This window comes from Flavobacterium sp. TAB 87 (genome assembly GCF_001529295.1).
GTDB lineage: Bacteria > Bacteroidota > Bacteroidia > Flavobacteriales > Flavobacteriaceae > Flavobacterium.
Map to the genome: position 1 here is coordinate 791,499 of NZ_LLWK01000038.1, position 12,343 is coordinate 803,841.

The window sequence follows — 12,343 nt, forward strand, 5'->3', positions numbered from 1 at the left end:
AAATTTAATTCAAAAGTACATTATTTTATGGTTAGTAAAAACCAAATAAAACTTATATCGAGTTTACATCAAAAAAAATACCGGTTTGCCAATCAATTATTTTTTGCTGAAGGCGTAAAAGTAATTCAAGAGCTTTTGGACTCTGATCTTGAGCTCGAACATCTGTTCACTACTCAAAACGATTTTGAAACGGTTTCATTGCATAAGAGGTCAGAAATATCAGAGAGTGATCTAAAAAAAATCAGCGCGCTAACGACACCTAATTCTTGCTTGGCCGTTTTTAAAATTCCTGTCGAAAAATCTTTGACGCAATCGGGACTAATTGTCGCGCTAGACGACGTTCGCGATCCGGGAAATTTAGGAACAATTTTGCGTTTGTGCGATTGGTTTGGTATCGAGCAACTAGTGTGCTCGGTTGGAACAGTAGATTTGTATAATCCGAAAGTGGTACAAGCTACAATGGGCTCTATTGCTAGGGTTAATGTAGTGTACACTGATTTAGGGAAATTTATTTCAGAAAGTAAATTGCCTGTTTATGGTACATTTATGGATGGGGAATCAGTCTATAATTCAAAATTACCTTCAGAAGGAATTATTGTTATGGGAAATGAAGCGAATGGAATCTCTGGTTCGATTGAAAGTAAGGTGTCGAAGCGAATTACAATTCCTCGTTTTGGTGACCTTCAAAAGACAGAAAGTTTAAATGTTGCTACCGCGACAGCTGTCATTTTAAGTGAATTTAAAAGGAATTCATAAATTTAGAATTCCTTTTAAAGTAAAATATTTTAATGAAAAGTGAAATTAACCAGTAACGCTCTTGATTTCATAGAATCTATGTTCCCTGTCCAAGGACTATTTGGGTTGTTGTCGCGAATAAGCTCGTCTCCAATTCCGAATTGACCTCTAACAGAAGGAGAGAAGATGAAGTATTCCGTAAAAATATCAATTCCAAATCCGATCTCATAATTGAATGTCCACGGCTTAACTCTAAATTTTTGATCGTAATTATCGTCTATAGACTTGTTATTAGCCGATAAATTTAAAGTTGTTGATGCTCCTCCTAACAAATAGGGACGAACATTTCCAGCACGCAAAGCAGAAAATTTTAGTAAAAGCGGAAAATTAATATACGTACTACTTACTTCTCTTAAATAATCTAACTCTTTATCAAATCCTGGATAATATAAATCACGTTTGGTGTAGTACAATCCGGGTTCAAAACGGAGATTAAAGTATTCGTGTAAACGTAAATCGGCTACTACTCCAACATTAAATCCAATAGTTTTTTTTACCTGAATATCTGTACCTTCTGGCACGAAATTCTTGTAATCAAATTTTAAATCGTAGCTGTTAAATCCTAAATAATAACCAAAATAGAGCCGTTGCTTTTGCCACGTTTCTAAATTGATAATAGGATCCTTGCTAAAAATGCTTTTAGTAAATTGAGAATTTGCATGAATGGCAAACAGAAGCAGGAAAACAACAATTAATTTTCTCATATTATTTTTTAGAAGCTGAATATATAGTAGCCACACCAAAAGTTTGCGGCATAGCTACAACATCTATAAACCCAATTTTTCTCAAAATATTGTTAAAGGCTTCTCCAAAAGGAAATGCAGCTGCAGATTCAGATAAATAACCATAAGCACTATTGTCTTTGGAAAACAATTTACCGATTAGGGGCAATATATTTTTAGAGTAAAAAGTATAGCCTTGTTTATAAGGTGCTTTTGTTGGCACTGAAGTTTCTAGTATCACAAAAACACCACCCGGTTTTAAGACACGAAGTATTTCCGAAAGTCCAGTTTCTAAATTCTCAAAGTTTCGCACACCAAAAGCAACCGTAATAGCATCAAAAGTACTGTCATCAAAAGGTATTTTTTCTGAATCGGCTAAAACCATTTCAATACGTTTAGAAAGATCTTTAGCATTAATTTTCATTTCGCCAACCTTTAACATTCCTGCCGAAATGTCCAATCCAATAATTTTTTCGGCTTTGGTCTCAGCCATCAATATCGCTAAGTCGCCAGTTCCTGTAGCAATGTCAAGTATTGTTTTGGGTGCTTTATCAGCGACAATTTTTAAGACTTTTTTACGCCATTTCACATCGATACCAAACGAGATAACACGATTTAAATTATCGTAATCACCCGAAATGTTATCAAACATTTGCGCTACTTGTTCTTTTTTGCCTAGAGCCGAATCTTTATATGGAGTTATTTTCTGAGTCATTTTTTTTGTTTGTACAAATATAACACAAACCCGATAAACAGTAGTGTTGTTTTTTAAATTCTGCGTTTCTTGTATTTTATGTTTTTTTGATTGTTTTTTAAATTATTTTGGTTTAAAAGATGCAGTATGTTTTGGTTTTTAATGATTTTATTAAATATCACTAAAAGTGGGTATTGTGCGATGCGTAGAAATTTATGAATTTAGCCAATGTAAAATAGTATTATTTTTCAATGACCAATAGAGAATCAATGACCGACATCAAATGGATAGTGCTTGCGCTTGTTATCTCGTTTGTTCTAGTAAGCTGTTTTGAGGGTGTTGTTTTTGAGGGCAACACTATGTTTAAAGCGCAAAATACGTTCTTAGGATTAAATTTGTTTTTGGAAATTTTAATTTTCTTTGTCTTTAGTACCTTCGTGGTATTTGGTATTAAAGGCTTTTTTGAGATGTACTCTCAGAAACTATCAAATATTATTATATTCATTTCTGGTGTACTTTTAATATTTGTAATTTTTATTTTATGTTATCAAATACTCTTTCTAGAGTAGGTTATAACTTTAAAGGTCAAAAAAAACATCCCAATCGGGATGTTTTTTTATTTTATAGCTTATCGTAAGTTTCGTAAGTGTAATCGTAGGCATGTCGTTCATCTTTAGCATTGAACTCCGATTCAATTAATTTCCATTCTTCAGGTTGTATTGTCGGAAAAAAAGCATCTCCTTCAAATTCTCCGTGAACCCTTGTAATTTCGAGGCAGTTCGCAAATGGTAACGCAAGTTTATAAATTTCCCCTCCACCAATTATGTAACTATCTTGATCATTAGGGCAAAGTTGCAACGCTTTTTCGATACTGTCAACAATTAAACAACCCTCTGCTTGATAGTCTAATTGTCTGGTAATTATTATATGAGTTCGATTAGGCAATGGTTTTGGGAAACTCTCAAAGGTTTTTCTTCCCATTACAATATGATGACCTGTTGTTAGTTTTTTAAACCGCTGAAAGTCGTTAGGTAAATGCCAAACTAATTCATTGTTTTTCCCTAAAGTGTTATTTTCGGCTACAGCCGCAATCATAATAATCATAATTATAAGGTATGTGTGTCCGTTTCTTCGACAAGATCGTTTTGTAATTGCGTGATTCGCTTTTGCTGTAGCGATACTAAGCGCTCAATTTGAGCTTTTTCCCAATTTTTATTCATAAAGCGATCAGTGATGTATACTTTGATAAAGTGTAAGATGAAAATAAAGAACCAACATGTTATTGCCCAAACAGCCCAATTTGTAGTAGTGCTAATGTCTAGAAATCGGTTGGCGACGAACATAAATAAACTTCCAAGTAAAAAGAGGACGAAGTGAAAGTAAAGGTTTTTTTTCTGCTTAATTCTTTTTCTAGCGTATTCGTATTGTTCAAATTGTTCGTGCACTTCTTTTTCCATGTTATTTGAATTAGATTATAAAGTTAAAATTTATTTTGAATTCATCATACAGCGCTGCTTATAATTTATTTTGAAAACGATTTCGATTATTGGAATCGCAATATGTAGGTTGACTTTCAACAGGTAATTTAAAGTTTACAATTGTGTAAATCTCTTAGTAAGACGATGAATCAAGTGTTCGGGCGTTTGTCGAATCGGATAGGAATTACCTTCACTTTTGAAAATTATTAGAATTTCTTTACTAGAAGCTAGCAAAAATTTTGTTTAAGTAAAGTTTTATTTTAGACCTAAAAAAATCCGCAATTGCGGATTCTATTTTATACAGCTACGCTGCCTTTAATACCAGCATGCGGTTCATAATCTAGTAAAGTGAAATCATCGAAAGTGAAATCGAATATGTTTTTTATTTCTGAGTTCAAAATCATTTTTGGTAATGCTTTCGGTTCACGAGAAAGCTGCAACTCTAATTGTTCGACATGATTGTTATAAATGTGCGCATCTCCAAAAGTATGAATAAATTCTCCAAGTTCTAAATCGCAAACTTGAGCGATCATCATGGTAAAAAGAGCATAAGAAGCGATGTTAAAAGGAACTCCTAAAAAAATATCTGCCGAACGTTGGTACAATTGGCAAGATAATTTGCCTTTTGTTTCACCTTTAGTTTGATCGGGACTTGCAACATAAAATTGAAAAAAAGCATGACAAGGTGGAAGTGCTGCTTTATTATCGGCTACGTTTTCTTCAAATGATTTCTTTGTATCTGGCAGAACCGAAGGGTTCCACGCCGAAACTAACATTCGTCTGCTGTTTGGGTTCGACTTTAATTCTGTGATTAATTCTGCAATTTGGTCAATTTCTTCGCTGTTCCAATTGCGCCATTGGTGTCCGTAAACGGGTCCAAGATCGCCGTTAGAGTCTGCCCAAGCATCCCATATTTTTACCCCGTTTTCTTGAAGGTATTTAATATTGGTGTCGCCTTTTAAAAACCAAAGTAATTCGTAAATGATTGATTTTAAATGTAGTTTTTTGGTTGTAACCATCGGAAAACCCTCGTTTAGATCGAAACGCATTTGGTAACCAAAAACACTTTTTGTTCCTGTTCCTGTGCGGTCTCCTTTTTGGCAACCATTTTCTAATACATGTTGAACCAAATCTAAATACTGCTTCATTTTTTGGATTTTATATAATAAAAAATAGGTTTTATTCTCTTTTAGAAATTTCGTCTCTTATTTTGGCTGCTTTTTCGTAATCTTCATTTTCAACTGCTTGCTCTAATAATTCGTTAAGTTCTGAAGTCGTGTGCGAGCTGTACTGATCACCAGATTTATTGCTTTCTTCGTTGTTCCCAAAAGTGTCAGGATTTGAAAGTACATCGTCTAAGTCTTGCGAACCTTGATGTGGATCTGAAATCGGATTCGACTTTAAATAAATTCCAGCTTTGTCTAAAATATTTTTATAAGTAAAAATTGGAGCTGCAAAACGTAATGCTAAAGCGATAGCATCAGAGGTTCGAGCGTCTATAATTTCTTCAATTTTATCTCTTTCGCAAATTAAACTGGAGTAGAAAACGCCATCAACCAATTTGTGAATTATCACTTGTTTGACTACGATGTCAAATCGTTCAGCAAAATTTTTAAACAAGTCGTGCGTTAAGGGGCGAGGAGGTTTTATTTCTTTTTCTAACGCAATGGCAATCGATTGAGCTTCAAAAGCACCAATAACTATCGGTAATTTTCGTTCGCCATCAACCTCATTCAATATCAAGGCATAAGCGCCATTTTGAGTTTGACTGTATGAAATTCCTTTTATAGATAATTTGACTAAGCTCATAAGATGCAGAAGTAAAAGGTTTTATAACCTTATTTTAAATGTTGTTTTGTGTGTAATTTGAAGGTGCAATTTTAATCAAAAATTAAGAAATAAAAAAGCTGCCTAAAAGCAAAGATACGATTATCTAGTTTTAGGCAGCAATTTTCTTGAGGATCAATTTTTAGATTTCTAAAGCTACGATTGTTGCGCTTTAAAAGCTTTTAATTTTTCGATTAATTGAGGTACAATTTCGAACGCATCACCTACAACTCCGTAGTCTGCCACTTTAAAGAATGGAGCTTCTGGATCATTATTGATAACAACTTTTACTTTAGATGAGTTGATTCCGGCAATGTGCTGAATTGCTCCTGAAATTCCGATGGCGATGTATAAATTGGTTGCAACTGGTTTTCCTGTTTGTCCAACGTGCTCTCCGTGAGGTCTCCAGCCTAAGTCAGAAACGGGTTTAGAACAAGCTGTCGCTGCTCCAAGTACAGAAGCCAACTCTTCGATCATTCCCCAGTTTTCTGGACCTTTTAGTCCACGACCACCAGACACAACGATGTCTGCATCAGCAATCGAAACTTTTCCAGACACTTTTTCTACCGATTCAACTTTAACGCCAAAATCGTTGTCTCCGATTGTTGGGTTAAAATCTTGCTCCGTTAAAGTAGAAGCGCTTTCGTGAATTCCGTAGGTGTTTTTTGCTAAAGCCAATACTTTTACATCCGTATTGATTTCTGTAATAGTAAAAGCTTTGTTTGAAAAAGCAGTTCTTTTAACCTGAAAAGGCGAAGTACTTACCGGAAGGCCTACAACGTTTGATGCGTATCCAGCCTCTAAAGCAACTGCTAAAAGAGAAGATAAATAAATACTATCTGTTGTTGATGATAATAAAATTAATTTAGATGATTCTTGTTGTGCCGCCTGTTTGATTACATCAGCGTAAGCTTTTGCAGTAAAGCCCGAAAGTTTATCGTTGGCTACTTTTAGCACTTTATCTACTCCGTATTTGGCCAATTCGCTAACATCCGAAGTGTTGATTGTTACTGCCGTTACTGTTGTACCTAATGATTCGGCTACCTTTTTTGCGTAGGATGCCAACTCAAAAGCTACTTTTTTAAATTTTCCTTCTGCAGATTCTGCATATATTAATATTGACATGAGATTTGTGATTTTAGATTAAAGAATTTTGGTTTCAAATTTTAAATCGAAACACTAAAAACTAAATGAGATTACTAGATTACCTTCGCTTCGTTATGTAATAAACTGACTAATTCATCCAAATTATCTGGAGAAACTAGTTTCACAGCCGATTTTGCAGCAGGCTTTTCAAATTTAACTGCTTTGGTATTTGTCGAAGCATCAATTGGTTCAACAATAGTCAACGCTTTAGAGCGAGCAGTCATAATTCCTCTCATATTCGGAATACGTAAATCTTTTTCTTCAACTAATCCTTTTTGACCACCGATAATTAACGGGAGTGAAGTGCTTACTGTCTCTTTTCCGCCATCAATTTCACGAACGGCCGTTACGTTTGTTCCTTCAACCGTTACACTTGTACACGAGTTTAAGAAGTTATAACTTAAAATTCCGGCAATCATTCCAGGAACCATTCCCCCATTATAATCTAAAGATTCTTTTCCAGCAATTACTAAATCGTAATTTCCGTTTTTAATAACTTCTGCTAATTGTTTTGCAACAAAGAAACCATCAGTTGGTGTTGCGTTGACACGAATCGCTTCGTTTGCACCAATTGCCAATGCTTTTCTTAAGGTCGGCTCCGTATCTGGTCCGCCAACATTTACAACAGTAACCGTTGCTCCTTGTTTTTCTTGAAACCAAATTGCTCTTGTTAAACCAAACTCATCATTTGGGTTAATCACGTACTGTACTCCGTTGGTATCAAATTCAGAATCACCATTTGTAAAGTTAATTTTTGAAGTAGTATCAGGCACATGGCTGATGCAAACTAATATTTTCATAAGTATATTTTTTATAAATTTTGATATCGTTTTACAAATTTAAAGCTTTAATTTGAATATTTTACTATGCACGCATAATATTTTAGTAAAACTATTTCGATTTCGTTATCAGAGTTTAATTTTAGCAGAGACCATGTAATATCCTGCTAATGTTTGCGATGTTTTCTCTTGATTGTAGTTGGCGAATCTCAAAATTTTGATTTCTTCGTTGTTCTTAATGTTGAAAATATTATTGCCGAAAGCACTTAATTCAATTTTTGATTTTGGAATTTTGTATCTGATTTTTGGACTAAAATTATAAATCGTATTTTGAGCAGTGGTCGATTTAAAATTTTCAACACTAAAGGCACTAGTAAAGGACAGTTGTTGTGTTAGCTGTATGTTGGTGTTGAAATTTGGGCTTAGTACCGTAAGTAAGTTTTTAGAGAAATTGTCGGTATAGATTTCTTTAGAATATTGTATGCCGGTTTCAAATTGTATATTTTTATTCTTTAACCTTGATACCAATGCGATAAATCCAGTAGCTGTTTCCGAATGTAGAGAATTTTTTAAATTCTCGTAGAAAATGTGTTTTACATTGGCCGAATATGAAATGCTGCCTTTTACTGAAAAGGGAAAATTTGTAAATTGTTTTTCTGAAAACACAAACGAATCAAAGTAGTTTTCGTACGGTGTAATTTTATAAAGGATTAAATTCGAGTTTTGAGACGCAAACGAATTAGTAGTGATTGGATTTTTAGAACGTAAGAAAGAGACTCTTGATAAAATATTAAATTTTCTTTTAAAATTATTATAATAATACTCAGCAGTAGCTTGGCTGCTTTTATTGATAGTATTATATCTAACATCATCATTTCCGTATTGAGTTCTGTAATCAGTACTAATTTGATTTTGAATGGTGTTTTCTGATGCAACCAACTTGGTGTTTAATGCATAATTGAATTTGATGTAATGCTGTTTGCTAAAATTAGTTTTCAGTGTAAAACTGGGTGTAAATAATGATTTATTCGTCTCGTTGTAACGTGTCTGAAGTTTAAGTGAAGTATGCGCTAGTGAAGTAGTAAATTTTGTTTTTGAAGTTAGATTAAATTGAGAGACAAGACCTATCGTGTGGATGCGGTTTTATATATATTCACTATTGTTAAAAGAGCTAAAGTTGGTCTCGAAGCTGTCAAATTGATCTTTTTTTTGAGTCAGTTCTGTAAGTAAAGTAAATGGTAGTTTATGGATGTTAAAATCATAAGAGGCATTTAAACTTATAGTCTTTTTTATCGATTGGGTATTTTGATTGATTTGATAAGTGCCTGACGGAAAATTTAAGTTTAAAAAAGGTTGATTCGCTGTGATTTGTAAGTCATTTAATTTGTTGCTTATATCTTGAGCTGCTCTAATTTTTATGTTTTTATTGTTTTTCAAGGATGTTGTGTATTCTAAACTATGGCTGAAGTTAAAATCAACAGCGTGGTTTTCTGATTCATTTGAACTGTTAGTATTCGAAAGAAATAGTAGGTTGTTTTTCTTAAAGCTTGACACTGAAGAACTATAATTTACTATGGATTTTTCGTTGCTTTTATAAGTTGCATCAATCGCAGTTGTGTTAAAAAATGATTTCTCAGAGTCTTTTCTAGTTTCTCTATTTAAAAAACTGCTAGTGCTAGTATAGAATTCTTCTTTAATTAGTTGTTCTTCTATTTGTGTGCTAGTGTTGAAAAGAGAAAATGCATTGACTTGAACTTTTTGGGACGAAAAATATTTTAAATTTAAGCCAGTAAAGTAAGAGTCTCTGTTCTTGACATTATTTCCCAATGTTAAAAAACGAGGTAAATCTTCATTTCTCGAAAATGTAACTTCGCCAGCGTTGAGGTCATTTTTTTTATTAACGAAAGTTTGATAGTCATTTACAGTAATCGATAGTTCGCCAGTAGTATTAGAATCACTAATAAGACTGATAAATATTTTTTTTCCAAAATTAAACAGTGTTGCATGTAAATTAAATTTGTTTTCACCAACACCAGCTAACAAATTTCCTGTTACTCTGTTTTTATACTGTTCTTTAATTGAAACATTAATGGCTGTTATTCCTGATTCTTCATTCTTTTTAATTTTTTTAAAATCAGTATAATTTTTAATAATCGCAATATTTTTTACCATTTCAGCATTAATATTATCTGTCGCTTTTTTATGTTGGTCGGTAAAAAATTCTTGATCATCTATTAATAATCGGTCCACTGTTTTTCCGTGCACTTTTATTTTTCCTTGATTGTCAACATTTAGTCCCGGTAATTTATTTAAAATATCTTTAAGGTTTTCTTCGGTACCATTCATGAATTTTTCGATGCGATAGTGTAAAGTATCTCCAACTTCAGTCATCCCAGAACTTTCTTTTTCAATAAAAATCTCTTTTAATTCTATAGAAGACTCTTCTAAAATAATGTTTTTTAAATCGAGTAACGAGCTGGTTATATTAATTTCTTTTATACTAGTTTTAAATCCTAAAGCGGTAATTCTAAGGTGATAATTTCCTTTCTTATTTATATTTAGGTTAAAAACACCTTCGTTGTTTGATTGTCCAAAAGCAATAGTTTGTTCGTCTTTATTTAATTTTATCTGTACGCTGGCATTACTAACTGTCTTGTTTGTTTGAGATACAATTTTTCCTGTCACCATATTTTGTGAATAAATACCACTTGAAAGGAACAAAAAAAAGCAGATGAACTGCTTTTCTATATTTTTTCTAGTTTTTAAAATCTTCATTACCGATTTTTTTGAGCAGAAAACTCTTTATAGCTTAAATCTGCTGCATTGTTTTTAGGTTCCTCTATGGATGTATTCTCTTTAGATACTTTCAATTTTTCAAATGTTTCAATGACGCTGTCATCTAACTCTATTTGCATGATAAAACCAGGTAAACCTGAATAATGCGTCGGTCCTCCATCTATTGGAATATCTTCGCAATACCATGCAATAACTTTTTGGTTACTGTTAAAATAGGTGTTTGTAGTGGTTGCTTTTTTGCAGTTGTATCCGCTGATTATTTGGTTTTCAGATTCTAATTTCCAATTAAATTTTGGTAAAGGCTCTTTTATAGTAACGTCGTTGCTCTCTTTTGTATACAGTACTTTGTATATTTTACTTTCTTCGTTTTTAAAATAAGTGACAGAAGACGCTGTTTTGTAGGTTCTTGTTGTCTGAAAAGCATGGTCATCTTTGTGTATGGAGGCGGTATCTACAGTGGTTCTTTCATCAGAAATCAATTTTTGAATTGACTTCTTATTTGAATACAGATAACTATAGATTTTTGGCTTTTTAGCTCTTTCCGACAGTTCTGTATGGTCTCCAACTCCTTTTAATGATTTAGAAATTAGAATGGCTTTAAGCGTTTGAGAGTAGCAAAAAGAAGTTAGTAGAAATGCAATTAATAATAGTAGATTTTTTTTCATTGGATTTTAAAATCGTTGATTAAGTATAAGTGCTGTCAAGTAGAATTCTAAGTGTTCAAGAATTAAAAATCGAACCTAGACAAAATTGTGTATTTCTGGAATTTGCTGTCCCTATTTTATAAACTATTTTCACTTTGCTGATTGTATTAATTAGAGGAATGATAGTCCCTACGATTACTTGTAATTTTTAGGGGTTAAATAAATAGAAATAAAATGAACTTTGCAAGAATTTACTGCAGAAGATTACTGTGGCTTTTGAAAGATAATTGGGTTAATTATTTGCTTTGTTGCCAGCTAAGATGCATTTTTGTGAAATCTGTTGGAATTGCCACATCAAAGGCATCGAATATGTATATTTTAAACTAACATTATGCTTTTTAATGAGATAAAATAATTAATTTTGCAGTTCGAAAATTACATCAACAATAATAAATATGAGAACAATACAATTTAGAGAGGCCATTTGCGAAGCGATGAGTGAAGAAATGCGTCGCGATGAATCCATATATTTAATGGGAGAAGAAGTTGCTGAGTATAATGGAGCTTACAAAGCATCAAAAGGAATGCTTGATGAGTTTGGTGCAAAAAGAGTAATCGACACACCAATCGCAGAGTTAGGTTTTACGGGTATTGCAGTAGGTTCTGCTATGAACGGTTGCCGTCCTATTGTAGAGTACATGACGTTCAACTTCTGTTTAGTAGGTATTGATCAAATTATTAATAATGCAGCAAAAATGCGTCAAATGACAGGTGGGCAATTTAATGTGCCAATCGTTTTTCGTGGACCAACTGCTTCGGCAGGACAATTGGGAGCAACGCATTCACAAGCTTTAGAAAACTGGTTTGCAAATACACCAGGTCTTAAAGTGATCGTTCCTTCTACTCCTTATGATGCAAAAGGATTATTAAAAGCAGCTATTCGCGATCACGATCCGGTTATTTTTATGGAATCGGAGCAAATGTATGGTGACAAAGGAGAAGTTCCTGACGGAGAATACGTATTGCCTATTGGCGTGGCTGATATTAAAAGAGAAGGTACGGATGTAACAATTGTTTCTTTCGGAAAAATTATAAAAGAAGCTTATATTGCTGCTGATGAATTGGCTAAAGAAGGGATCTCTTGTGAGATTATTGACTTAAGAACCGTTCGTCCAATGGATAAAGATGCGATTATCAAATCGGTTAAAAAGACAAATCGATTGGTTATTCTAGAAGAAGCTTGGCCGTTTGCTAGTATTTCTTCTGAAATCACATACTTAGTTCAAGAGCAAGCATTCGACTTTTTAGATGCGCCAATACAACGTATTACAACTGCAGATACACCAGCGCCTTATTCACCAGTTTTGTTAAAAGAATGGTTGCCAAATTCTGGTGACGTGATCAAAGCAGTGAAAAAAGTATTGTACAAATAATAAAAACAGCATACTACTTAAGCTTCATC

The 12,343-nt window shown here is 33.3% G+C and carries 13 protein-coding genes; 2 read left to right on the plus strand and 11 right to left on the minus strand.

Going from position 1 to position 12,343, the window contains the following annotated elements; genetic code table 11:
- Positions 1–27: 27 nt before the first annotated feature.
- Positions 28–756, plus strand: a complete 729-nt coding sequence (locus tag AP058_RS15520) for an RNA methyltransferase (protein WP_066312920.1) — start codon at positions 28–30, stop codon at positions 754–756.
- 29 nt (positions 757–785) lie between these two features.
- Here the strand turns inward: AP058_RS15520 and AP058_RS15525 are convergent, their stop codons facing one another.
- From AP058_RS15525 to AP058_RS15580, 11 genes are all read right to left on the minus strand, one after another.
- Positions 786–1,499, minus strand: a complete 714-nt coding sequence (locus AP058_RS15525) for a porin family protein (RefSeq protein ID WP_066312922.1) — start codon at positions 1,497–1,499, stop codon at positions 786–788.
- Between the two features lies 1 nt (position 1,500).
- On the minus strand, positions 1,501–2,232 hold the full coding sequence (gene ubiE, locus AP058_RS15530; protein ID WP_066312924.1) for a bifunctional demethylmenaquinone methyltransferase/2-methoxy-6-polyprenyl-1,4-benzoquinol methylase UbiE: 732 nt from the start codon (positions 2,230–2,232) through the stop codon (positions 1,501–1,503).
- A 600-nt stretch (positions 2,233–2,832) separates the two neighbouring features.
- Complete coding sequence (locus AP058_RS15540; protein WP_066312929.1) at positions 2,833–3,315, minus strand: dihydrofolate reductase; 483 nt, start codon at positions 3,313–3,315, stop codon at positions 2,833–2,835.
- 2 nt (positions 3,316–3,317) lie between these two features.
- Complete coding sequence (locus AP058_RS15545; protein WP_066312937.1) at positions 3,318–3,668, minus strand: 2TM domain-containing protein; 351 nt, start codon at positions 3,666–3,668, stop codon at positions 3,318–3,320.
- Between the two features lie 317 nt (positions 3,669–3,985).
- Entirely contained in the window at positions 3,986–4,837 is an 852-nt protein-coding gene (locus AP058_RS15550; protein ID WP_066312940.1) for a thymidylate synthase, read from the minus strand.
- 31 nt (positions 4,838–4,868) lie between these two features.
- Positions 4,869–5,498 (minus strand): bifunctional nuclease family protein, encoded by a 630-nt coding sequence (locus AP058_RS15555; protein WP_066312943.1) that lies wholly within the window; start codon positions 5,496–5,498, stop codon positions 4,869–4,871.
- A 174-nt stretch (positions 5,499–5,672) separates the two neighbouring features.
- Positions 5,673–6,641, minus strand: a complete 969-nt coding sequence (locus tag AP058_RS15560; RefSeq protein ID WP_066312946.1) for an electron transfer flavoprotein subunit alpha/FixB family protein — start codon at positions 6,639–6,641, stop codon at positions 5,673–5,675.
- A gap of 74 nt (positions 6,642–6,715) precedes the next feature.
- The gene (locus AP058_RS15565; RefSeq protein WP_066312952.1) at positions 6,716–7,462 is read right to left on the minus strand and encodes an electron transfer flavoprotein subunit beta/FixA family protein; all 747 of its coding nucleotides are present in this window, start codon (positions 7,460–7,462) and stop codon (positions 6,716–6,718) included.
- A 108-nt stretch (positions 7,463–7,570) separates the two neighbouring features.
- Positions 7,571–8,380 carry a hypothetical protein gene (locus tag AP058_RS15570; protein ID WP_066312955.1) on the minus strand — a complete coding sequence of 270 codons (810 nt, stop codon included), beginning with the start codon at positions 8,378–8,380 and terminating at the stop codon, positions 7,571–7,573.
- Positions 8,381–8,584: 204 nt separating this feature from the next.
- Positions 8,585–10,216 (minus strand): carboxypeptidase-like regulatory domain-containing protein, encoded by a 1,632-nt coding sequence (locus tag AP058_RS15575; protein ID WP_066312958.1) that lies wholly within the window; start codon positions 10,214–10,216, stop codon positions 8,585–8,587.
- Positions 10,216–10,902 carry a GLPGLI family protein gene (locus AP058_RS15580; RefSeq protein ID WP_066312961.1) on the minus strand — a complete coding sequence of 229 codons (687 nt, stop codon included), beginning with the start codon at positions 10,900–10,902 and terminating at the stop codon, positions 10,216–10,218. The genes AP058_RS15575 and AP058_RS15580 overlap by 1 nt, the downstream gene beginning before the upstream one ends.
- 434 nt (positions 10,903–11,336) lie before the next feature.
- On the opposite strand from AP058_RS15580, the gene AP058_RS15585 reads away from it, so the two are divergent.
- Complete coding sequence (locus tag AP058_RS15585) at positions 11,337–12,314, plus strand: pyruvate dehydrogenase complex E1 component subunit beta (protein WP_066312964.1); 978 nt, start codon at positions 11,337–11,339, stop codon at positions 12,312–12,314.
- Positions 12,315–12,343 lie beyond the last annotated feature (29 nt).

Bases quoted from the DNA above. Each gene is read 5' to 3' on its own strand.
- AP058_RS15520 (WP_066312920.1), top strand. From the start codon at position 28: ATGGTTAGTAAAAACCAAATAAAACTTATATCGAGTTTACATCAAAAA.
- AP058_RS15525 (WP_066312922.1), bottom strand. From the start codon at position 1,499: ATGAGAAAATTAATTGTTGTTTTCCTGCTTCTGTTTGCCATTCATGCA.
- ubiE (WP_066312924.1), bottom strand. From the start codon at position 2,232: ATGACTCAGAAAATAACTCCATATAAAGATTCGGCTCTAGGCAAAAAA.
- AP058_RS15540 (WP_066312929.1), bottom strand. From the start codon at position 3,315: ATGATTATTATGATTGCGGCTGTAGCCGAAAATAACACTTTAGGGAAA.
- AP058_RS15545 (WP_066312937.1), bottom strand. From the start codon at position 3,668: ATGGAAAAAGAAGTGCACGAACAATTTGAACAATACGAATACGCTAGA.
- AP058_RS15550 (WP_066312940.1), bottom strand. From the start codon at position 4,837: ATGAAGCAGTATTTAGATTTGGTTCAACATGTATTAGAAAATGGTTGC.
- AP058_RS15555 (WP_066312943.1), bottom strand. From the start codon at position 5,498: ATGAGCTTAGTCAAATTATCTATAAAAGGAATTTCATACAGTCAAACT.
- AP058_RS15560 (WP_066312946.1), bottom strand. From the start codon at position 6,641: ATGTCAATATTAATATATGCAGAATCTGCAGAAGGAAAATTTAAAAAA.
- AP058_RS15565 (WP_066312952.1), bottom strand. From the start codon at position 7,462: ATGAAAATATTAGTTTGCATCAGCCATGTGCCTGATACTACTTCAAAA.
- AP058_RS15575 (WP_066312958.1), bottom strand. From the start codon at position 10,216: ATGAAGATTTTAAAAACTAGAAAAAATATAGAAAAGCAGTTCATCTGC.
- AP058_RS15580 (WP_066312961.1), bottom strand. From the start codon at position 10,902: ATGAAAAAAAATCTACTATTATTAATTGCATTTCTACTAACTTCTTTT.
- AP058_RS15585 (WP_066312964.1), top strand. From the start codon at position 11,337: ATGAGAACAATACAATTTAGAGAGGCCATTTGCGAAGCGATGAGTGAA.